The sequence below is a fragment of the Methylocystis heyeri genome (assembly GCF_004802635.2).
Lineage (GTDB): Bacteria > Pseudomonadota > Alphaproteobacteria > Rhizobiales > Beijerinckiaceae > Methylocystis > Methylocystis heyeri.
The window spans coordinates 800,513-821,841 of the sequence record NZ_CP046052.1; the positions used below are offsets into that span (position 1 = coordinate 800,513).

The window sequence follows — 21,329 nt, forward strand, 5'->3', positions numbered from 1 at the left end:
CGCCGGCATGACCCGCGCTTTCATCTGTGGCGTGCTCGGCGTTTCGCTGACGGCGGAAGAGCGCGCCTTCCTGCGCGAGGCGCTGCCCTGGGGCGTGATCCTCTTCAAGCGCAACATCGGCGATCCCGGCGAGGTTCGGGCGCTGACCGATTCCATCCGCGAAGCGACCGGCGACGCGCGCACGCCCATTCTCGTCGATCAGGAAGGCGGGCGCGTCCAGAGGCTGGCGGCGCCGCACTGGCGCAAATACCCTTGCGCCGCGACTTTCGAGAAGCTCGCGTCTTCGACCGGGAGCGCGGAACGGCTCGCCTGGCTCGGCGCCCGCGTCATGGCCCATGACCTTCGCGAAGTCGGGATAAATGTGGATTGCCTGCCGGTGCTCGACGCGCCGCAGGAGGGTTCGCACGGCGTCATCGGCGACCGCGCCTACAGCCGAGACCCCGACATCGTGGCCCGCATCGGCCGCGCGGCGGCCGAGGGTCTTCTCGCCGGCGGAGTCCTGCCGGTCATGAAGCATATTCCCGGACATGGCCGTGCGCGCGCCGACAGCCATTTTGAGCTGCCGGTGGTGGACGCTCCGCGCGAGGAACTGGAGCGGGTGGATTTCCCGCCTTTCGCCGCCAACGCCGACCTGCCCATGGCCATGACGGCCCATGTCGTCTATGAGGCGCTGGATCCCGAGCGCCCGGCGACGCTGTCCAGGACCGTCATTGAAGGAACCATCAGGGGCGCTCTCGGCTTCGAGGGCCTGCTCATGACCGACGACCTTTCCATGAGGGCGCTCAAGGGCGCTTTCCGCACCCGCGCGGAAAGCGCGATCGCGGCCGGCTGCGACGTCGTTCTCCATTGCAACGGCGATCTTGCGGAGGCCCGGCCCGTGGCCGAGGGCGCTCCCGAGCTGGCCGGGCGGGCGTTCGAACGCGCCGAAGCGGCGCTGTCCCGGCTTTTGCAGGCGCCGGACGCGTTTAATGCTGTGGATGGCGCGCGCGAACTCGACGCCGCCCTTGCGATGACCGCCTAAAAAGCACAAATTTCGCCGGTGGCGCGCATTTGAGGCAAAAGTCGCGGACTTTTCCGGCTCGACGCGCTGCAACGTCTTGATCGGCGCGATTCGACATCGCTCGCATAGCTGCGAGCGCGTAACGCGCCTGGAGCGCGGACTCTTCCGCGCCGGAAAGGACCTCCACGCGGATGGCGCGGCAACTGGCCTTGGAACCCACAGAGAACTCGGAACGCGGAGCGAGCGAGCCCGCCTTCGTGGTCGACGTCGATGGTTTCGAAGGCCCCCTCGACCTTCTGCTGGAACTCGCCCGCCGACAAAAGGTCGACCTCGCCCGGATTTCCATCCTTGCGCTGGCGGAGCAATATCTCGCTTTCGTCGAGGCTGCGCGGCGGGTCCGGCTCGAACTCGCGGCAGATTATCTGGTGATGGCGGCCTGGCTCGCCTATCTCAAATCGCGCCTTTTGCTGCCTGAGCAGCCCAAAGGCGAAGAGCCCTCGGCCGCAGACCTCGCCGCCGCACTGGCCGATCGCCTGCGCCGCCTGGAGGCGATAAGACGCGCCGCCGACAAGCTCACCGACAGGGCGCGGCTGGGCCGGGACATGTTTTTGCGTGGGGCGGCCGAAGGGATCGAAACCCGGTCGCGCACCAACTACCGGGCCAATCTGTTCGATCTGCTCTCGGCCTACGCCCGCCAGAGGCAGAAGAACGCCATCTCCAGGGTGACCTTGCGCCAGCGGGCGGTGTGGTCGCTCGCCGAAGCGCGCGAGGCTCTGGAGCGCCTCGCCGGCGCCGCGGTGGAGTGGACGGTTCTGGACGATTACCTGCTTCAATATTGCGTCGATTTGCCGACCGCACGGACCGTGCGGGCCTCGGCCTTTTCGGCCTCGCTGGAAATGGTGCGGGAAGGCAGGTTCGACCTGCGGCAGGATCGGCCTTTCTCGACCATCTGGCTGCGGCGGCGGGAATCAACGTCGGCCGAAGCGGTTTCGTTCGATTTTGGACCGTGACGTCGGGTCTACCCGGCTATTTGGCGGCAAAACAAAGGTGGAGGTAGGCGGATTGGCGCAGGTTGCGAAAAAGGTCGAGCTGTTTGACGAGAACAACGACGAGGCGATCGCCCGCGCGCAGGCGGCCCTGCGCGAAGCGGTGAGAATCGCCGAAGCCTTGCTCTTCGCCGCCAGCGAGCCTCTCGACGAATCCGAGATCGCAGAACGCTTGCCCAAGGAAGTTCAGGTCAGGGAAGCGCTGGAGCGGCTGCGGGAGGATTATGCCTCTCGGGGCGTCAATCTCGCTCGCGCCGGCAAAAAATGGTTCTTTCGAACCGCGACCGACCTCTCCTGGCTGCTCGCCCGCCAACAGGTCGAAGAGAAGAAGCTTTCTCGCGCAGCGCTCGAAACCCTGGCGATCGTCGCCTATCACCAGCCCGTCACCAGGGCGGAAATCGAAGAGATCCGCGGCGTCGCCATATCCAAGGGCACGCTGGACGTGCTGCTGGAGACCGGCTGGGTCCGCCTGCGCGGACGGCGAAAGGCCCCCGGCCGGCCCATCACTTACGGTACGACGGAGGCCTTCCTGATGCACTTCGGACTGGAGCAGATCGGCGATCTGCCCGGGCTCGACGAGCTCAAGGGGGCAGGGTTGTTCGACGGCCGCCTGCCCAAGGACTTCCGGGTTCCGCAACCCAGCGACGACCAGGCTCTGACCGAGGACGAGGAGCCGCTGGAGGAAGACGCGCCCGCTTTGCTTGAAATGGAGTTCGAGGGAGAGCCGGACGCTCCGGAGCCGGCGGACGGCGAGGAAGATTACGACCGCGACGAGATCCGGCATTAAGCAAATTGCGAGCGAAGTATTCCAGAGCCGTTCCCGTGTAATTCACGTCTGGATTTGCTTCGCTTCGCTCGCAATCGCTGACCGCCGTCATAGTCGAGTAGTCTCCCCTTCCGCCTCTGTTGCGGAACAATCGACAATCTCGCCGCAAACATCCATGATCTGCCGACGAAACCAGGCATGCGCCGGTTCTTTCTTCTGGGCCGAATGCCAGACCATGGTGAGCTTGTATTCCGGCAGGGAAATCGGCAGCTGATATATTTTCAAGGGCGCCACGCGGGCGAGACACTCTCCGATCCTCGCCGGCAAGGATAGAACGAGATCGGTGCGCGCCACGATCCAGGGCGCGGCCAGGAAGTTCGGCACGATGAGAGAAATCTTGCGGGATAGGCCGCGCTGCTCGAGCCAATCGTCGATGAGGCCGGTGCCGGAAGTGCGCCGCGACATGAGCATATGCCTCGCCGACAGGAACTGATCGAGCGACATTTCTTCGTCGGGAAACTCGGGATGGCCCTTCCTCACGACGCTTATTATTTTCTCGCTGAACAATTCTTCCTTTTCCAAATAGGACGGCGGGTCCAGCACGGCGTCGAATCCGATCGCGACGTCTATGTCGGCGTCGTTGATTTCGCTTTCGGGTATTTTTCCGTTGAGCTGCTTGACGAGAATTTCGACATTGGGAGCCTGCCTGCCGAGCTTCTCGATCAAAGGCGGCAGCAGCGTAAACTCCACGTAATCGCTCGCGGCGATGACGAATCGTTTCTGGCTCGTGGCGGGAGCGAACTCCTCGGGCGGCTGAATGACGCGCTCGATATCGTTGAGCAACGCGCAGATCGGACCATTCAAGGACAGCGCGCGCTGGGTCGGCGTCATGCCTTTGGGAGTTCTCACCAGAACAGGGTCGTCGAGCTGTTGCCGCAGACGCTGAAGAACGTGACTCATCGCCGATTGGCTGATGCACATTCTTTCGGCCGCTCGCGAAACGCTCCCTTCCTCCATCAGCGCCTTGAACGCGACAAGGAGATTGAGATCGAAGTTTCTCAGTTCCGCCATGATGAGCGCCGCCGCTTTCAGATGGGCTTTCCTGCCGGCGGAGGGAATTGCACGTAAGCAATGCGATTGCAACGCTATCGAATTCTTGAATGCGGGGAATGAAAATTCTTCATTTTACCGGCGCCGCGCCAGACATTAGGAATTTCGCCTCATCCCGCGAGCGGGAGCGCTTCAGGAGAATAGACCATGAGTTCGACCACCGAGACAGCTGCGGGCGCAGCTGCTGGCACAGATACAGTCGTCGATCTGAAGGGGATGTGGATCGGCCTCGCCGTTCTGAACACCTTCTATCTGATCGTCCGCATTTACGAGCAGATCTTCGGCTGGCGCGCCGGCCTGGACTCCTTCGCTCCGGAGTTCCAGACCTACTGGCTGTCGATCCTGTGGACGGAAATTCCGCTCGAGCTGGTTTCGGGCCTCGGCCTCGCCGGCTATCTGTGGAAGACCCGCGACCGCAACGTCGACGCGGTTTCGCCGCGCGAAGAGATGCGCCGCCTCGTCGTTCTGGTTCAGTGGCTGACCGTTTACGGCGTCGCCATCTACTGGGGCGCTTCGTTCTTCACCGAGCAGGACGGCACCTGGCACATGACGGTGATTCGCGACACGGACTTCACGCCGTCGCACATCATCGAATTCTACATGAGCTACCCGATCTACTCGATCATCGCGGTTGGCGCGTTCTTCTATGCGAAGACCCGCATTCCGTATTTTGCTCATGGCTACTCGCTGGCGTTCCTGATCGTCGCCATCGGCCCGTTCATGATCATCCCGAACGTCGGCCTGAACGAGTGGGGCCACACCTTCTGGTTCATGGAAGAGCTGTTCGTCGCTCCGCTGCACTGGGGCTTCGTGTTCTTCGGCTGGATGGCGCTCGGCGTGTTCGGCGTGGTTCTGCAGATCCTGGCCCGCATTCATGCGCTGGTCGGCAAGGAAGGCGTCGCGCTGCTGGCGTAAATCCATCCGTCGCATTGTCGGCGTAACAGCAAATGGCGGGCCGGGCGAAAGCTCTCGGCCCGCCGCTTCATCTGGCGGGACTGAAAGATCGCGCCAATTAATGAGACGATGCGCAATCTCATCGCGAAAATGCTTCGGTTTTCGCGGCGCGCGCTCCAGAAAAACAGCAACAAGGGGGAATGTCATGACGAGCAAGATCGTTGGAGAAGTCACTTCGGCCAATACGCAATATGCAGCGAATTTCGGCGACAAGGCGAAGCTCGCGATGCCGCCGGCGCGCCATTTCGCCATCCTGACCTGCATGGACGCGCGCCTCGATCCGGCGAAATACGCCGGCCTCGCCGAAGGCGACGCGCATGTGATCCGCAACGCCGGCGGCCGCGCCACCGACGACGCGCTTCGTTCGCTGGTGATCTCGCACAAGCTGCTCGGCACCAACGAGTGGTTCGTCATTCATCACAGCGATTGCGGCATGGAGCTGTTCTGCGACGAAGTGATGGGCTCGCTGCTGGAGGACAACCTCAACACCGCCAGCTTCGACGGCAAGAACTGGTCGAACCCCCAGCATGGCGGCGGTTGCGCGGCCGGCCATTTCATCAAATGGCACACCATCAAGTCGCAGGAAGAAAGCGTGCTTCAGGACGTGCTGCGCATTCGCCAGCATCCGCTGACGCCGCGCAACGTGCCGGTCTACGGCTATATCTATGATGTGAAGACGGGTCGCTTGAACGAAGTCGCGAAAGCGACCGAAGCCGGGCGCGCCGCCTGAGAATCCACGCCGAGCCCATCATTCCGGAGCGCATTCCGCAAGCCTCGCAAAGCGGAAGGCGCTCCGCTGCTTTCCACTATGCAAAGCCCGCCGCATGTTCGTCCGAAATGGCGAGACTTAAATAGAATTAAATTTCCGCCGCGCTTCGGCTGACCTAATATCGGGAACATATTCGCAGGCGAAGACGACCCTAGAGGCTGGAGCGTTGCGTGACTCATCGCCGCCGCCCTGGATGAGCGCCATATCCTTTGGCGGAGTGGGGCGAGCGTATCGGCGAAACCCGCTCGAAAGTTTCTGGCGCCAATCCCGAAACGAGGACGAAGATGGACAGACGTTTCCTGTTGCAGGCTATGGGAAAAGGGATCGGCGCGGGATTGGCCGCTCGTGTAACGACGCCTTTCGGCGCCCTGGCGCAGGATACGGTGACGCTTCCCTTCGCCAATGGCGAGCGCCGGCTGGTGCGTTACCCCGGCAAGCGTCCGCTGATCCAGCTCACCGCCCGCCCGCCTCAGCTCGAGACGCCGTTTTGGGTTTTCAATGAAAGCGTCATTACCCCGAACGACGCTTTCTTCGTGCGCTATCACATGGCCGATATTCCGCTCTCGATCGATCCCGAAGCCTTCCGGCTGGAGATCAAAGGAAATGTGGAGCGCCCGCTGTCGCTGTCCCTCGCGGAGCTCGAGAAGGATTTCGAGCCGGTCGAGATCGTCGCGGTCCATCAGTGCACCGGCAACAGCCGCGGCTTCGTGGAGCCCCGCACCGCGGGCGGACAGCTCGGCAACGGCGCGATGGGCAACGCCCGCTGGAGCGGAGTTGCGCTCAAATCCATCCTCGACAAGGCAGGGATCAAGGCGGGCAGCCGGCAGGTTTCTTTCAATGGACTCGACAAGCCGGTCATGCCGGAGACGCCGGATTTCGTCAAAGCGCTCGATATCGACCATGCCCGCGACGGCGAGGTGATGATCGCCTACGCCATGAACGGCGAGGATCTGCCCTGGCTGAACGGCTTTCCGATCCGTCTCGTGGTTCCGGGCTATTACGGGACCTATTGGGTCAAGCATTTGAGCGAGATCACCGTCCTCGACCATGCGTTCGACGGTTACTGGATGACGACGGGCTACCGCGCGCCGGACAACGCCTGCGCTTGCGTCGAACCGGGCCAGAAGCCGCGTGCGACTGCGCCCGTGGCGCGGTTCAAAATTCGCTCCTTCATCACCAATCTGGCCGACGACGCGAAGATCGCCTCTGCGAAGCCGACCCTCGTCAAGGGCATCGCTTTCGACGGGGGCTATGGAATAACCGACGTTCTTCTCTCGGCCGATGGCGGCCAGAGCTGGCGCGAAGCAAGGCTCGGCGAGGATCTCGGCCGCTATTCCTTTCGCGAGTGGCAGGCCGAACTCACCTTGCCGCGGGGAACCCACGAATTGATGGTGCGCGCGATCAACAGAATCGGGCAGACCCAGCCTGTCCAGCCTCTGTGGAACCCGCCCGGCTATCTTCGCAACGCGGTCGAGACCGTGCGCGTCCATGCGGCCTGAGCGAGGGATCGGCGCCATGAGAACTTCTCTGATTTTGCTCGCGATCGCCTTTGCGTCGATAAGCGGCGCGGGAGCGAAACCGCTCACCTACCAACTGCCGGAGGAAACCGCGACGCTGAGGCCGGCCCCGGACATGGAGACGGCGCAAAACAACTGCGCGGCCTGTCATTCCTTCGATTATATCGAGACCCAGCCGCCGAAGCGGGGCAGGGAGTTCTGGGAGGGCGAAGTCAACAAGATGATCCACTCCTACCACGCGCCCATAAGCGAAACCGACGCAAAGGCGATCGCAGACTATCTCTCGCGCGCCTACTGATCGCCAAATCGGACCCGAATATTCTTGTTTTTGCGCCGTCGGCGTCCTAGTTTCCGGTCGACCAACCGTGGTTGAGGCGCCCTGTATGGGCTTTGGAGGTTGAGGCATGGGTGGCCTGTCAATCTGGCACTGGATTATCGTAGGCGGCGTCGTGTTCGTGCTGTTTGGCGGGAAATTCAAGATTTCCGACGTCATGGGCGACGTCGCCAAGGGAATTAAGGCGTTCAAGAAGGGCATGGCCGAGGATGAGGCCGCGACGGATGAGGCGCATAAGCCCATCGAGCGCCTGACCGCCGATCATTCCTCGATCGAAAAGGCGAGCGACGCCAAGAAGGTCTAAGACACCCAAGCTCGAGCGGACGCCAACCTCGCGGGATTCGCAATGTTCGATTTCGACGCCGGGAAGCTCATCGTCATCGGCGTTGTCGCGCTGGTCGTGATTCCCACGAAGGATTTGCCGCGCGTGCTGCGCCAACTCGGCCAGCTCATCGGCAAGGCGCGCCGCATGGCCGCGGAATTCCAGGGACAATTCATGGAGGCGATTCGCGAGGCGGAGCTTCATGACCTGCGCAAGGATCTGAAGCAGGAGGTCGATTCGGCCATAGCCGGGGTAGGGCTGAGCGGCTCGTTCGATCCCATGACGGAAGCCCGCAAGCAGATCACGGATGCGATAGAGGCTCCGGTCGGCCCCGCGGCCGAGGCGCCTCCGGCGGAATCGCCGCTTCCTCCCGAGACCCCGCCGCAAAAAGAGCTGCCGGCATGACCGACGCCGACATCGAGGCTACAAAGGCTCCCCTCCTCGAGCATCTGGTGGAGCTGCGCGAGCGCCTGATCCGGGCGCTGCTGGCTTTCCTCGTGATGTTTCTCGTCTCCTTCTATTTCGCCAAGGACATCTACAACCTGCTGGTCGTGCCCTATACGCATGTCGCAGGCCCGGAAGCGAAGCTGATCTACACCGCGCCGCAGGAATATTTCTTCACCCAGATCAAGGTGGCTCTGTTCACTGCGGCTTTTTTCTCCTGTCCGGTGGTGTTCAGCCAGATATACGCCTTCGTGGCGCCCGGCCTCTATAAGCACGAGCGCGCCGTGTTCCGGCCCTATCTCTTTGCGACTCCGGTGTTTTTTCTGGCAGGCGCGCTGCTGGTCTATTTCGTGGTGACGCCCAATCTTCTGCGCTTCTTCATCGGCATGCAGCAGGCAAACGAACCGGGAAAGGCCCAGATCGAGCTGCTGCCGCGGGTCTCGGAATATCTCTCGCTGATCATGACGCTGGTTCTCGCCTTCGGCGCGGTGTTTCAGCTTCCGGTCGTGCTGACCCTGCTGGGGCAGGTCGGCATCGTCTCGTCGCAGTTCCTGGCCGAGAAGCGCAGATACGCCATCGTGCTCGTCTTCATCGTCGCCGCCGTCCTGACGCCGCCGGACGTCTTCAGCCAGCTCGCCCTGGCCTTGCCGGGAATGCTGCTCTACGAAGCCTCGATCCTGTCGATTCGCATGATCGAAAAGAAGCGCGCCGCCGCGGAGGCCGCCGCCGACGGCGTTTGAGCATAGGTCCGGCAATGGCGGGTAAGAACACGTCATTGCGAGCAAAGCGAAGCAATCCAGACTAAAACGCGGGGCGTGCCCGGTATTCATGTCCTTTAAATCACAGTAACTCGGGCTGATGCGGCGTCTGGACTGCTTCGCTTCGCTCGCAGTGACGGCGGCGTCCATCTTTACCAGCGTCTGTCGCTCCAAATAGTATTTGAATGCATGCGAGCCGAGGCTAAATCCATTGTGGGTCGCAAAAATTCACCGCTTTCGCGGCGGTTGCGGCGTCGCTCATTGTCGACACAAAAGAGACAGCGCGATTTCCTCTCGCGCGGAATCATGCGAGCGACTAGAAATCGCGTCGGAAACCTCGGCTCCGAACCAAACGCCTGAGCGACGAGGCGCTCGAAGCGCCCCCTGCAGTCTCTTAACGCCCGGACGATTTCATGTACGACATCAAATGGATTCGCGAAAACCCCGAGACCTTCGACAAGGCCCGCGCCCGGCGCGGGCTGGAGCCGCTCTCGGCCGGCCTGCTGGCGCTCGACGACGCGCGCCGCGCCGCGATCGCCCGGCTGCAGGCGGCGCAGGAGCGGCGCAACGCCGCCTCCAAGGAGATCGGCGCCGCGATGCAGGCCAAGGACGCGGCCAGGGCCGAGGCGCTCAAAGCCGAGGTCGCGGGGATCAAGGAGGATTGGCCGCAGCTGGAGGCCGCCGAGCGCGAGGCCGTCGGCGCGCTGGACAAGGCCCTGTCGGAAATCCCCAATGCGCCGCTGGAAAGCGTGCCCGAGGGCAAGGACGAGAACGAAAACGTCGAGGTTTTGCGCTGGGGCGAGCCGCGCCAGTTCGACTTTACGCCCAAGGAGCATTTCGAGCTCGGCGAGGGCCTGGGGCTGATGGATTTCGAGGGCGCGGCCAAGCTGTCGGGCGCGCGTTTCGTCGTGAACAAGGGCAAGCTCGCACGGCTCGAGCGCGCGCTGGCGCAGTTCATGCTCAATCTGCACACCGACGAGCATGGCTATCAGGAGGTCAATCCGCCGCTGCTGGTGCGCGACGCCGCCATGTTCGGCACGGCGCAACTGCCGAAGTTTCGCGAGGATCAGTTCTCGGTTACGGCCGGGCGGGGCGACGCCGCCCAGGAGCAGGCTCCCTTTTGGCTCATCCCCACGGCCGAGGTTCCGCTGACCAATCTCGCCGGCGGGCAGATCATCGACGAAGCCCTGCTTCCCCTGCGCATGACCGCCGGCACCTATTGCTTCCGCGCCGAGGCGGGAGCGGCGGGGCGCGACACCCGCGGCATGATCCGCCAGCATCAGTTCTTCAAGGTCGAACTGGTTTCGGTCACGACTGCCGAGCAATCGCTCGAAGAGCATGAGCGCATGACCCAATGCGCCGAAAAAGTGCTGCAGCTGCTGGAGCTTCCCTACCGCAAGGTGGTTCTGTGCACCGGCGACATGGGCTTCGCCTCGCAAAAGACCTACGATCTCGAAGTATGGCTGCCGGGGCAGGGGAAATATCGCGAAATCTCGTCCTGTTCGGTATGCGGCGATTTCCAGGCCCGCCGCATGAACGCGCGTTATCGCCCCAAGGACGGGGCGCCGCGCTTCGTGCATACGCTCAACGGCTCGGGGGTGGCGGTCGGCCGGGCGTTGATTGCGGTCATCGAGAATTACCAGCAGGCCGACGGCTCGATCGAAGTGCCGAAGGTTCTGCGGCCCTTTATGGGCGGGACCGATATCATCACGCGGGAATAGGGAAGGCGAACGACCGATCATGCGAATTCTCGTCACCAACGACGACGGAATCCACGCCCCCGGCCTCGCCATTCTGGAGAGGATCGCTCGCGAGATTTCCGACGATGTTTTCGTCATCGCGCCGGAAACCGAACAGTCCGGCGTCGCCCATTCGTTGTCTCTCAACGATCCCCTGCGCCTGCGGCAGATTTCGGAGCGCCGCTACGCGCTCAAGGGCACGCCGACCGATTGCGTGATCATGGGCGTGCGCAAGCTGATGGATCGTCCGCCGGATCTTTTGCTCTCCGGGGTCAATTGCGGCCAGAACGTCGCCGAGGACGTGACCTATTCCGGCACCATAGCCGCGGCGATGGAGGGAACCATCCTCGGCATTCCCTCGATCGCGTTGTCCCAGGTCTATGACTTCTTCTCCGGGCGCCAGACCATCCACTGGAGCTGCGCCGAGACGCATGGCGCCGGGGTGCTGCGCAAGCTGATCGCGGCTGGAATCCCGCCCAATGTGCTGATGAACGTCAATTTTCCCGCCTGCCTGCCGCATGAGGTCAAGGGCGTCGCCGTCACCATGCAGGGCCAGCGCAGCAATGATTTGATGAAAATCGAGGACCGCAGGGACGGACGCGGCAATCCCTATCATTGGATCTCGTTCCAGCGCAGCAATTTCACGCCCGGCCCGGGCACGGACATCGAGGCGTTGGACCAGCATAAGATCACGGTTACGCCGCTGAAGCTCGATTTCACCGACCATCCCACCGTGACGGCGCTCGCGAGGCTGTTCGAGGCCGAGTCATGAGCGGAGCCTTCGAGGCGGAGGCTCTGCCGATCGAGACCCGGGCGGCGCTCGCCTTGCAGTTGCGACGGGCCGGGGTCCGCAATGTGGCGGTGATGCGGGCGATCGAGCGAGCGCCGCGGGAATTGTTTTCGCCCCATCGATTCCGCGATCTCTCCAATCGCAACCTCGCCCTGCCGATAGAATGCGGGCAGACCATGCCCTCGTCGGCGGAACTGGGGCGCTGGCTCGAGGCGCTCGGCGTCGAGCCGTCGCATCGGGTGCTGGAGGTGGGCTCTGGCTCGGGATATGGAGCCGCGGTGCTGGCGCAACTCGGTCGCGAAATTCTTTCCCTGGAGAGATACGAAACGCTCGCAATCGAGGCGCAGAGCCGGCTGACCTCGCTCGCGATCTCCAACGCCCAGGTGGTTTTCGCCGACGGCCTGGCGAGGGAACCGGCGCTCGGGCTGTTCGACCGCATTATCCTGCATATGTGTTTCGAGGAGACGCCTGCGACGGCGCTGGAGCGCCTCGCGCCGGGGGGCGTGATGGTGTTCGGAAAGTTTCTGCCCAGGGCGGCGAGCGGGCGGAGGCGCGCCCGGCTGGTCCGGCTGGAGCGCGCGGGCTCCGGATTCAATGAAATCGACCGGGGCGAATGCCGCCATGCAGCCGCCCTTAGCGGACGCGCGCTCGCCCTGTAAAGCCGCGACCTCGCGTTAAGCTTACAAATTTAACGCGGCCGTTGAACTTGCGTTCATCTTAAACGCTCCCTTAACCGACCTCAGCCTATAAAAGTATCGTTGGTTGAGTTCGAGTGGGTCGCGTCATGGCAATAATGCGTCGAGTTTTTCTCCCCAGGGCCGCCATGCGGCTCATGCTGGCCGCCGGGACCGCCGCGCTGATGGCGGGATGTTCGGACGCAAGCCGGTTCTCGGCCGATCCTTTCTCGGATCCTTTCGACCGTAGCCCGACGCATTCCACGTCGCGGCCGCCGCGTTCGATCGACCGGGCGCCGACCGGTGCGATTTCGGGCGGGTCCAATTCATCCCCGATCCAGGCGAGGCCGCTGGCTCCTCCGGCGAAATCCGCGCCGGCCCAGAGCGCCGCGCCGCAGCCCCAGGCTTCGGGTTCCGGGGGCGTCTATAATCACTGGAGCGCCGAGGGCGGCACGCCGATCACGGTCGCGGACGGCGACACCGCCGGGGTTCTCGCCAACCGCTACGGCGTTCCGACTGACGCGCTGCTTCGGGTCAACGGATATTCGAGCGCACAGCAGGTTCAGCCCGGCTCTCGTCTCGTGATTCCGGTCTATCGCGCCACCGCCGTCGCGCCGAAACCCGCCGCTCCGGCGCATGTCGCCAAGGAGGAGGCTGAGGAAAGGCCCGCTCGCAAGGCGGAGGTCAAGCCCGCCCCTGCGCCCAAGCCCGCGAAACCCGAAAAGGCTGCGAAGTCCGAGGATGACGACGACGCGCCGGCCGCGAAGAAGGCCGCCGGCAAGCGCGCCGAGCAGCCGGCGACGCGGCCCGCCCATCTTTCGAAGGCGGACACGCAGGAAGAGGAAGAAAAGCCTGCGGCCAAGGCGAAGCCGGCCAAGCCTCATGTCGCCGCCAAGGCGGACGACGAAGAGGAGGAAAAGCCTGCGGCCAAGGCGAAACCCGCCAAGCCTCATGTCGCCGCCAAGGCGGACGACGAGGAGGAGGAAAAGCCTGCGGCCAAGGCGAAACCCGCCAAGCCTCACGTCGCCGCCAAGGCGGACGACGAGGAGGAGGAAAAGCCCGCCGCCAAGGCGAAGCCGGCCAAGCCTCACGTCGCCGCCAAGGCGGATGACGAGGAGGAGGAAAAGCCAGCGGTCAAGGCGAAGCCCGCCAAGCCTCATGTCGCCGCCAAGGCGGAAGACGAGGAGGAGGACAAGCCTGCAGCCAAGGCGAAAACCGCCAAGGCTCGCGTCGCCGCCAAGGTGGATGTCGAGGAGGCGGAAAAGCCCGCCCCCAAGGCGAAGCCGGCTCGCGTGGCCAAAGCCGAGCCCGCGTCGGCGCCTGCGCCGGTCGAAACTCCGGCCCCCAAGGTTCAGGAGAAGCACGAGCCGGTCCGCACCGCTTCGGTGGTCGAGCCCGCAAAGGTCGACAAGACCACCACGACTTCCGCGGTTGCGCCCGCCGAAGAGGACAAGCCTTCCGACGCCGCGCATCCCGAATTCCGCTGGCCGGCGCGGGGCCGGATCATTCAGGGCTTCGCCAGCGGCGGCAATGACGGCATCAACATTGCGGTTCCGGAAGGCACCGCGGTGAAGGCGGCCGAAGGCGGCACCGTGGTCTATGCCGGCAGCGAGCTGAAGGGGTACGGCAATCTCGTGCTGATCCGCCATCCCAACGGCTTCGTCTCGGCCTACGCTCATAATGGCGAGGTTTCGGTCAAGCGCGGCGATCACGTCGCTCGGGGCCAGTCGATCGCGAAGTCCGGCCAGTCCGGAAACGTCGCCTCGCCGCAGCTCCACTTCGAGCTGCGCAAGGGGGCCACTCCGGTCGATCCCACCAATTATCTCGCCGGGCTGTAAGCGCCCGGCGATCCAGGCATACTCCGGCGTTCGCGAGACACCAGCGCCGGAGAATGGGGCGGCGGGTCCAAAGAAAGGCCCGCCGCCCGTTTTCTTTCCTTCGTCTTTTTTATATGGTCGGCGCGGAAATTCTGGCTTTCAAAGGAATACGCGTCCGTGAGATTCGCCTTCGCCCTTGGTTTCGCTCTTCTTTCGGTCTCTCCCGCTTTCGCGGTCGACCCGACCGGAATCCCGCAGTGCGACGCGCTGCTGAAGAAATACGAGGCCTGTTCGTCCCAGCTTTCGCCCAAGCAGGTGCACGCCGCTCAGAAGGAGCTGCTCGAAGGCTCCGCGGGCATTCGGGCCAACGCCGGCAATGCAGCCCTGCGTCCGGACCTCGAACGCTTCTGCAACGACACTTTCGAGCGCATGAAGAAGGAAAGCGACATCAAGGACTGCATGGCGTCGAACTGAGCCGACGCCCCGAGGGCGCCGCCGCCATATCAAAACCTCGTCGTAAGCTCCGTGAGCCACTGCGGCGAGGCCTCGACCAAAGCCGTCTCGAGCTTTTTGTCGAGATCGCTGACGACGAGGACGCCGAGCAGAACCAGCATGGCGCCGAGGGCGGCCTTGCCGCGCGCTCCCGCTCCCATGAGGCTGGCGCGCCAACGCATCATGACCTTGCGCGACAGCAGTCCCAGCAAGAGCAGGGGCAGGGCGGCGCCGATGCCGAATGCGGCCATGGTCGCGGCGACCTCGCGAAGATTCTCGCCGCGCGCCGCGAGCACCGAGGCGGCGCCGAGGGTGGGCCCGACGCAGGGGCTCCAGACCGCGCCGAGGACAAGGCCGAGGCTGAACTGCCCCAGCCCGCCGCTGTTTTCTTCACGCGAACCGCTAGCCACTTCGCTCGAAAACGCTCCAGTGGGGGCGCCGCGAAACAAGGCGTCGATGCGATCGCTCAAGGGACCGGCCGCCGCGCTGACCTTCGCCTGCAAGGGCGGGAAGACCAGAACCAGTCCCGCCAGGATCATCAGAGCCGCGGCGGCGGAGCGAAAAACCGCGCCGTCGAAACCGATGGCGAAGCCGATCGTCGCCACGAACAGGCCGATGGCCACGAAAGACAAAGCGACGCCCATGGCGAGCAAAGCCGGACCGTAGCGGTGGCGGGAGGCCGCCGCTCCGAGGGTGAGCGGCAGCAGCGGCAGCACGCAGGGCGAGAGCACCGAAAGAGTTCCGGCGATCAGCGCCAGTCCCGGAGCGGCGAGGCTCATGTCTGTCTCCCTGGGTGTGTCTCAAAGCGCCTTTTCGGCCAGGGCTTCGACCGACTTCGCGTCGGTGTCGCCCACCGATCGGCCGGTTTCCGTCGCGCCCTTGAAGACGATGAGCGTGCTCTGGGTCGTGGCTTTGAAGGAGCGCACCGCGTCCTTCTGGCTGTCGAAATCCACCTCGAAAACCTTGAGCTTGCTGAATTTGGGGTCTTTTTCCAGTTTCTGCAGGATCGGCTGCTGCGCCCTGCAGGTGGGGCACCAGGGAGCGTTGACATGGACGAGGATGGAATCGCCCGCGGCCTGCGCCGCGGCGAAGCTCTTTGCGGTAAAGGCGGTCTTGTCGGCGGCGAGGGCGCCGAAGCCGACGAACGAAAAGGCGGCAGCGAAAAGCAGTATGCGGCGGTCGAGCATTTGTTCAAATCTCCAATCGAGAGGGCTCTGCTTGCGCGCTCCGCCTCGGCGGGCGAGCAAAATAGAGAAGCACGACGTTTCATTCGTCGCGGGCGCCGACTACGTTACATGCCGGCGAACAGGGATCCGGAAAATCTTTGATGAATGACGTCTACGGACTGATTCTCGCGGGCGGGCTTGCGCGGCGGCTCGGCGGCGTCGACAAGGGACTGATCGAGGTTGCCGGCGAGCCCATCCTCGCCCGACCGCTCCGGCGGCTGGCCCCCCAATGCGCCGGCGTGGCGTTGAACGCCAACGGCGATCCGGCCCGCTTTTCGAGCTTTTCGATCCCGGTCGTTCCCGACGACATTCCCGGCTTCGCCGGGCCGCTCGCCGGCGTGCTGGCGGGGTTAGATCATGTCGCCGCCGCGGCTCCGCATATATCTTTCATGGTCAGCGTTCCGGCGGATACGCCCTTCATTCCGCTCGATCTCGTCGCCTGCCTGCGCGGCGCCGTGACCGAGGGCGCCAGAATCGCGGTCGCCGGCTCGGGCGGTCGCGACCATCACGCCGTGGCGCTATGGCCCGTGGCGGCGCGAGAGGAATTGCGCCGGGCGCTGGTGGACGAAGACCTCCGCAAAGTCTCGGGCTTCATCGGACGCTATCCCAACGCGGTCGTCGAATGGCCGACGGAGCCCTACGACCCGTTTTTCAACGTCAATCGCCCTGAGGACGTGGCCGAGGCGGAGAAGATCGCTTCCCTATGATTGCGGCGCGCCTGACCAGGGCTGTGCAAAGCAACGGTTCATTAACCAGAGTTTGTTGCGCTGTGCGACGTCGCGGCCTCTGGGGCCGCGCTTCAGTCAGAGCTATGATAGTTTCCGCGATTCCAGGCACAATAAGTGAGGGACAGGAAATGAAGGAGTCTTCTCTGTTCGAACGCGCCGCCGTTCTCTGGATTATCGAGATGATTGCTCCCGCCGCCGCTTACAGTCATCATCAAGCCTGGAGCCATCGCCAGTACAGTTGGGGCCATCGTCCTAACCAAGGTTGGGGCCCCCGTCATGGATCGGGTCACCATCATAATAGCTGGGGCCTTCATCACCATCACAAGCGGCACTCTTGACGCCTGGGTAGGGTGAGCGGCGGCGATGGGACGCCCCCTTTATCGATGAGGTGGACGGCCCTTGCTCCTGTTGCGGCTGCCAGAATCGCCGCTGACACGGACCTTGAGCGCGGGCGGAGTGACCGTGGGGGCGGCTGCAAGTCACCCCACCCCGCCGCTCCGAGGCGACCCTTCCCGTCGAGGGGAGGGAAAGCGCCCTTCGCCCGATTTGCCTGTGTCTCAGACGAAAATCAGCCCCCTCAGCCTGAGGAGCCCGCGCAGCGGGCGTCTCGAAGGTGGTCGCCGTCCCTCAAGCATGAGGGCGTCGAATTGGCCTCGACGTGCAATCAACGCCCTATCACACATAACCCGGATTGACCGGCTCCCTAGGCTCCAGCCAGGGCGGCGTCGGCAGTTTCTGCTCGCGCAGGAAGGCCGGGTTGAACAGCTTGGAGGCGTAGCGTCCGCCGCCGTCGCACAGGATCGTCACGATGGTGTGGCCGGGGCCGAGCTCGCGGGCGAGGCGGATGGCGCCGGCGACATTGACGCCGGACGACCCGCCGAGGAGCAGGCCCTCGTTCTGGGCGAGGTCGAAAAGGATCGGCAGCGCTTCTTCGTCGGGAATCTGACAGGGGAAATCCACCGGGGCGCCGACGAGGTTGTCGGTCACGCGGCCCTGGCCGATGCCTTCGGTTATGGAGCTGCCGGAGGATTTCAGCTCGCCATGGGCGTACCAGGAGTAAAGCGCGGCGCCCATGGGGTCGGCGAGGCCGATCGCGACGCCCGGTTTGCGCTCTTTCAGCGCCAGACCCACGCCGGCGAGGGTGCCGCCGGTGCCGCAGGCGCAGATGAAACCGTCGATTTCCCCATTCAGCTCGTCATAGATCTCCGGCCCGGTGGTTTCGATATGGGCCTGCCGGTTGGCGAGATTGTCGAATTGATTGGCCCAGATGGCCCCCTGCGGATGCTCCTTGGCCAGCCTTTCGGCGAGGCGGCCGGAAAGCTTCACGTAATTATTGGGATTGGCGTAGGGCACGGCCGGCACCTCGAGCAGCTGGGCGCCCTGCAGCCGCAAAGTGTCTTTCTTTTCCTTCGCCTGGGTCTCCGGAATCACGATGACCGTCGAATAGCCGAGGGCGTTGGCGACGAGAGCGAGCCCGATGCCGGTGTTGCCGGCAGTTCCTTCCACGATCAGGCCGCCGGGCTTCAGCGTTCCGCGCCGGACGGCGTCCTTCACGATGAACAGGGCCGCCCGATCCTTCACCGAGCCGCCGGGATTCATGAATTCCGCCTTGCCGAGAATGCGGCAACCGGTCGCCTTGGACGCCGCGCGCAATTCAATCAGCGGCGTCCTGCCGATAGCCTCGATCACATTGGCGGCGATGGTCATTTCGTTCCTCTTCAAAGCGGTGTCCGGGGCCGAGCGAAGCAACGATCGTTCCGCCGGCGCTCTTTCGAGATTTAGTCTATGGAGACAGTAGACTCAAATCGGAATATCGCGGCGTGGCGGGCGCTTTCTCCGGGAGCGAGCAGGCGCATCGAGGGCTTTTCGGCGAGTTCGCCATAGAAGTCTTCAGGGTCGCCATATCCGGTCCAGGGCTCGATGCAAAGATAGGGAGCGGGGGGCAGGGACCAGAAGCCGATATGCGGAAAATCCTGCAATTCGACCCTCAGTCTCGCGCCGGCGCCATTGTCGAAGGCGAGGCTGCGGCTCTTCAGGTCCAGGAAAACCAGGGCGTCGTTTTTCATCAGATCCAGGGAGAGCGAAAGCGCATTGCCGCTGACGGGGACGGGCTTGGTCCGGCTCGAAATGAGCCCTCCGGGGGCGATGATCGGGACTTCGGATCCCTCCGCCTGTTCGAAAACGACGCTGTGAGGCGCGTTGGAACCGGCGAGGGGCCAGTTGAAGGCCGGATGCAGCCCGCAGGCGTAGGGCAGCGGCGTCTCGCCCTTGTTGGTGACGACGAGGGCGTTCTCCAGCCCGCCGGGCAGCAGGCGGAACTCCGCCAGCAGCTCGAACTCGAAAGGATAAAGCGCCCGCGTTTCGTCATCGGCCTCCAGCGCGAGCCGAACGAAATCCTCCGCCCCGCCGCGGATCGAAAACTGCTTTCTCCAGGCGAAGCCGTGAAGCGAAAGCGGGTAGGTCTTCCCCGCCACCCGAACCGCGCCGTTGCGCGTCCAGCCGACGACGGGGAAAAGGATGGGCGCGCTCTGGTCCCAGACCGCAGGGTCTTCGCGCCAGACGAGTTCGGCTCCCGACGCCCGCCAGGACATCAGCTCGGCGCCGAAGCTGTCGATTTCGGCGGTGTCGCCGGCGGGATTTCTCAGAAGAATCGTCTTGCTCATGGGCGCAGCATCGCGGGCGGCCGATCCCGGCGCAAGCTTTGTCCTCGCGGCGGTTGACCCGAAGCCTCGGCGCCGGGAAAGTGCCGGCTTGGACTTTTTTCGAGAGTGAGAGATGCGTTCGGAACAAGCAGAGGCCTTCCTCGGCGTGGAGAATTCGCTCCTAGGCAAAAGATGGGTCCCGCGCCTGGACAAGGCCGGCGAGGCCAGGGCCGAGGCCATCGCCCAGGCCCATGGGTTCGAGGACGTTCTTGCCCGGGTGCTGGCCGGCAGGGGCGCGACGGGCGAAACCGCGGCGGCCTGGCTCGATCCCAAATTGCGCGATCTGACGCCGGATCCATCAACCCTGGTGGAAATGGATCGCGCGGTCGCGCGTCTTGCGGACGCCATCCTGCGGGGGGAGCAGATCGCCATTTTCGGCGACTATGATGTCGACGGCGCCTGTTCTTCGGCTCTGCTGGCCGAATTCCTGACCGCCGCCGGGGCGCCTCCTCCCTTCGTCCACATTCCGGACCGCATTCTCGAGGGTTACGGACCCAATATCGACGCCATCCGCGAGCTGCGCGCGCGGGGCGCGCAGCTTCTCGTCACGGTGGATTGCGGCACGACCAGCCATGAGGCGCTCGCAGAGGCGGCGGCCCTGGGACTGGATGCGGTGGTTTTCGACCATCACCAGGCCCCGGAAGAACTTCCCACCGCCTGCATCGTCAATCCGAACCGGCAGGACGATCTCTCGGGCCAGGGCGCGCTCTGCGCCGCCGGTGTGGTTTTTCTGGCTCTGGTCGCGCTCAACCGCGAGCTGAGGCGGCGAGATCACTGGAGCGCCGCCCGGCCGGCGCCCGAAATCCTGGCCGGACTCGACCTCGTGGCGCTGGCCACTGTGGCCGACGTCGCGGCGCTCAGAGGGCTCAACCGCGCTTTCGTCTTGCAGGGCCTCGCCGTGATGCAGGGGCGCCGGCGCACCGGTCTCGCGGCGCTGATGGAGGCCGCCCGACTGGATGGGCCATTGAAGCCTTATCATCTCGGCTTCGTGCTCGGCCCGCGCATCAACGCCGGCGGGCGGATCGGCGATGCGAGCCTCGGATCGCGCCTCCTCACCATGACCGACCCGGCCGAAGCGGCGTCGATCGCTCTCACGCTCGACCGACTGAACGCCGAGCGGCAGGCGCTCGAAAAGACCTTGCTGGAGACTGCAACGGCTGAAGCCGAAGAGGCGCTGAGGCGCTCGAACAGAATTTCCTGTCTGGTCGTCGGCGGGGACGATTGGCATCCGGGCATCGTCGGATTGATCGCTTCGAGATTAAAGGAAAGGTTTAACATCCCATCATTTGCATTTGGATTTAAAGGGGAAAATGGAACTGGTTCAGGTAGAGGGTTAAGCGGCGCAAATCTCGGTCTCGCGGTCCGGAATGCGGTGGACGCCGGGGTCGCGATCAAGGGAGGCGGCCACGCCATGGCCGCCGGAGCCACCATTGCGCGCGCCAGACTCGACGCGTTTCGCGTCTTCATGAATGACGCGATCGAAGCCCAGTTGGCCGGCGCCCCGACGGCGGACATTCTCCCGATCGACGCCTCGCTGACGGCTCGGGGAGCCCGGCTGGAGCTTCTACAGAGGGTGGAAAAGGCAGGCCCATACGGGCAGGGAAACGCCGACCCGGTTTATGTCCTTCCGGGGCATAGCGTCGCCGGCGCGACCGTGGTCGGCGCCGACCGGAGCCACATCCGGGCGCGCCTTCGATCGGGAGACGGGGCGCAAATCGAGGCGATCTGTTTTCGGGCGCTGGCCTCGCCGCTGGGCGAGGCGCTTCTGAACGGGAGGGGGGACACATTTCATATAGCGGTCCGCCTTTCCGTCGGGGCGTTCCGGGGCCGCGAAAAAGTCGACGCCCAGATCGTCGACCTCGCTCACGCGCGCGCTTGAGGCCGTAAAGAAGGTTTCCGGCGCATTCGGAACATCGCCTTGATTCGAGTGTTGCTGGGGCCTCCGGGGGCCTGCCGCATTTTCGTCGTAATTGGGAGGCCTTCTGCTTTTGGAATTGGACAGCTTCCGCTCGACCACATTCCTGTCCCCAATGTGACAGCGTTAACGCCCGCGTAATCATTTTTCGTAAAACTGCGTCGATGACTGCGGGGGCTTGCGGCGCCTGCATGGCGCTGCTTCGTCGTGCTGTTCGGCAAGGACT

At 64.1% G+C, this 21,329-nt stretch carries 22 protein-coding genes; 17 read left to right on the top strand and 5 right to left on the bottom strand.

Annotated features, from left to right (window positions below; translation table 11 throughout):
• The first annotated feature begins 7 nt into the window (after positions 1–7).
• The 3 genes from nagZ to scpB all read left to right on the top strand — a co-directional run bounded on the left by nagZ (position 8) and on the right by scpB (position 2,833).
• Positions 8–1,021: a beta-N-acetylhexosaminidase gene (nagZ, locus tag H2LOC_RS03535; protein ID WP_136495127.1), complete on the top strand. Its 1,014-nt coding sequence runs from the start codon at positions 8–10 to the stop codon at positions 1,019–1,021.
• Between the two features lie 170 nt (positions 1,022–1,191).
• Positions 1,192–2,010, top strand: coding sequence for a segregation and condensation protein A (locus tag H2LOC_RS03540; RefSeq protein WP_136495128.1), 819 nt, complete (start codon positions 1,192–1,194; stop codon positions 2,008–2,010).
• A gap of 52 nt (positions 2,011–2,062) precedes the next feature.
• Positions 2,063–2,833, top strand: a complete 771-nt coding sequence (gene scpB / locus H2LOC_RS03545; RefSeq protein WP_154331561.1) for an SMC-Scp complex subunit ScpB — start codon at positions 2,063–2,065, stop codon at positions 2,831–2,833.
• Between the two features lie 87 nt (positions 2,834–2,920).
• Here scpB and H2LOC_RS03550 read toward each other — a convergent pair whose 3' ends face one another.
• Positions 2,921–3,883: a LysR family transcriptional regulator gene (locus H2LOC_RS03550; protein WP_154331562.1), complete on the bottom strand. Its 963-nt coding sequence runs from the start codon at positions 3,881–3,883 to the stop codon at positions 2,921–2,923.
• Between the two features lie 186 nt (positions 3,884–4,069).
• Between H2LOC_RS03550 and amoC the strand changes: the two genes are divergently transcribed.
• The 12 genes from amoC (at position 4,070) to H2LOC_RS03610 (ending at position 14,514) form a co-directional block, all read left to right on the top strand.
• Positions 4,070–4,837, top strand: coding sequence for a bacterial ammonia monooxygenase, subunit AmoC (gene amoC, locus H2LOC_RS03555; RefSeq protein ID WP_136495622.1), 768 nt, complete (start codon positions 4,070–4,072; stop codon positions 4,835–4,837).
• A gap of 184 nt (positions 4,838–5,021) precedes the next feature.
• A complete protein-coding gene (locus H2LOC_RS03560) occupies positions 5,022–5,606 on the top strand; it encodes a beta-class carbonic anhydrase (protein WP_136495129.1) in 585 nt (194 codons plus the stop codon).
• Between the two features lie 323 nt (positions 5,607–5,929).
• Positions 5,930–7,144: a SorA family sulfite dehydrogenase catalytic subunit gene (gene sorA, locus H2LOC_RS03565; protein WP_136495130.1), complete on the top strand. Its 1,215-nt coding sequence runs from the start codon at positions 5,930–5,932 to the stop codon at positions 7,142–7,144.
• Between the two features lie 16 nt (positions 7,145–7,160).
• Positions 7,161–7,460, top strand: a complete 300-nt coding sequence (gene sorB, locus H2LOC_RS03570; protein WP_136495131.1) for a SorB family sulfite dehydrogenase c-type cytochrome subunit — start codon at positions 7,161–7,163, stop codon at positions 7,458–7,460.
• Positions 7,461–7,566: 106 nt separating this feature from the next.
• Positions 7,567–7,800 (top strand): twin-arginine translocase TatA/TatE family subunit, encoded by a 234-nt coding sequence (locus H2LOC_RS03575; protein WP_136495132.1) that lies wholly within the window; start codon positions 7,567–7,569, stop codon positions 7,798–7,800.
• Positions 7,801–7,842: 42 nt separating this feature from the next.
• Positions 7,843–8,223, top strand: a complete 381-nt coding sequence (locus H2LOC_RS03580) for a Sec-independent protein translocase subunit TatA/TatB (protein WP_136495133.1) — start codon at positions 7,843–7,845, stop codon at positions 8,221–8,223.
• Positions 8,220–9,002, top strand: a complete 783-nt coding sequence (gene tatC / locus H2LOC_RS03585) for a twin-arginine translocase subunit TatC (RefSeq protein WP_136495134.1) — start codon at positions 8,220–8,222, stop codon at positions 9,000–9,002. The genes H2LOC_RS03580 and tatC overlap by 4 nt, the downstream gene beginning before the upstream one ends.
• A 431-nt stretch (positions 9,003–9,433) precedes the next feature.
• Positions 9,434–10,741 (top strand): serine--tRNA ligase, encoded by a 1,308-nt coding sequence (gene serS, locus H2LOC_RS03590; protein WP_136495135.1) that lies wholly within the window; start codon positions 9,434–9,436, stop codon positions 10,739–10,741.
• A 19-nt stretch (positions 10,742–10,760) separates the two neighbouring features.
• Entirely contained in the window at positions 10,761–11,531 is a 771-nt protein-coding gene (gene surE, locus H2LOC_RS03595) for a 5'/3'-nucleotidase SurE (protein WP_136495136.1), read from the top strand.
• The gene (locus tag H2LOC_RS03600) at positions 11,528–12,208 is read left to right on the top strand and encodes a class I SAM-dependent methyltransferase (RefSeq protein WP_136495137.1); all 681 of its coding nucleotides are present in this window, start codon (positions 11,528–11,530) and stop codon (positions 12,206–12,208) included. Before surE ends, H2LOC_RS03600 begins: the two co-directional genes overlap by 4 nt.
• 134 nt (positions 12,209–12,342) lie before the next feature.
• On the top strand, positions 12,343–14,061 hold the full coding sequence (locus H2LOC_RS03605) for a peptidoglycan DD-metalloendopeptidase family protein (RefSeq protein WP_246206969.1): 1,719 nt from the start codon (positions 12,343–12,345) through the stop codon (positions 14,059–14,061).
• Between the two features lie 156 nt (positions 14,062–14,217).
• The gene (locus tag H2LOC_RS03610; RefSeq protein WP_136495138.1) at positions 14,218–14,514 is read left to right on the top strand and encodes a hypothetical protein; all 297 of its coding nucleotides are present in this window, start codon (positions 14,218–14,220) and stop codon (positions 14,512–14,514) included.
• A 29-nt stretch (positions 14,515–14,543) separates the two neighbouring features.
• Here H2LOC_RS03610 and H2LOC_RS03615 read toward each other — a convergent pair whose 3' ends face one another.
• Positions 14,544–15,311, bottom strand: coding sequence for a cytochrome c biogenesis CcdA family protein (locus tag H2LOC_RS03615; protein ID WP_136495139.1), 768 nt, complete (start codon positions 15,309–15,311; stop codon positions 14,544–14,546).
• A 21-nt stretch (positions 15,312–15,332) separates the two neighbouring features.
• Positions 15,333–15,719, bottom strand: a complete 387-nt coding sequence (locus H2LOC_RS03620) for a thioredoxin family protein (protein ID WP_136495140.1) — start codon at positions 15,717–15,719, stop codon at positions 15,333–15,335.
• Positions 15,720–15,859: 140 nt separating this feature from the next.
• On the opposite strand from H2LOC_RS03620, the gene mobA reads away from it, so the two are divergent.
• The gene (gene mobA, locus H2LOC_RS03625; RefSeq protein ID WP_136495141.1) at positions 15,860–16,465 is read left to right on the top strand and encodes a molybdenum cofactor guanylyltransferase MobA; all 606 of its coding nucleotides are present in this window, start codon (positions 15,860–15,862) and stop codon (positions 16,463–16,465) included.
• 696 nt (positions 16,466–17,161) lie between these two features.
• On the opposite strand, the gene H2LOC_RS03630 is transcribed toward mobA, so the two are convergent.
• Both H2LOC_RS03630 and H2LOC_RS03635 read right to left on the bottom strand, forming a co-directional pair.
• Positions 17,162–18,193 carry a cysteine synthase A gene (locus H2LOC_RS03630; protein WP_154331563.1) on the bottom strand — a complete coding sequence of 344 codons (1,032 nt, stop codon included), beginning with the start codon at positions 18,191–18,193 and terminating at the stop codon, positions 17,162–17,164.
• A gap of 71 nt (positions 18,194–18,264) precedes the next feature.
• A complete protein-coding gene (locus tag H2LOC_RS03635; protein ID WP_154331564.1) occupies positions 18,265–19,149 on the bottom strand; it encodes an aldose 1-epimerase family protein in 885 nt (294 codons plus the stop codon).
• Between the two features lie 112 nt (positions 19,150–19,261).
• On the opposite strand from H2LOC_RS03635, the gene recJ reads away from it, so the two are divergent.
• Positions 19,262–21,067, top strand: a complete 1,806-nt coding sequence (gene recJ, locus H2LOC_RS03640; RefSeq protein WP_136495143.1) for a single-stranded-DNA-specific exonuclease RecJ — start codon at positions 19,262–19,264, stop codon at positions 21,065–21,067.
• The last annotated feature ends 262 nt before the right edge of the window (positions 21,068–21,329 follow it).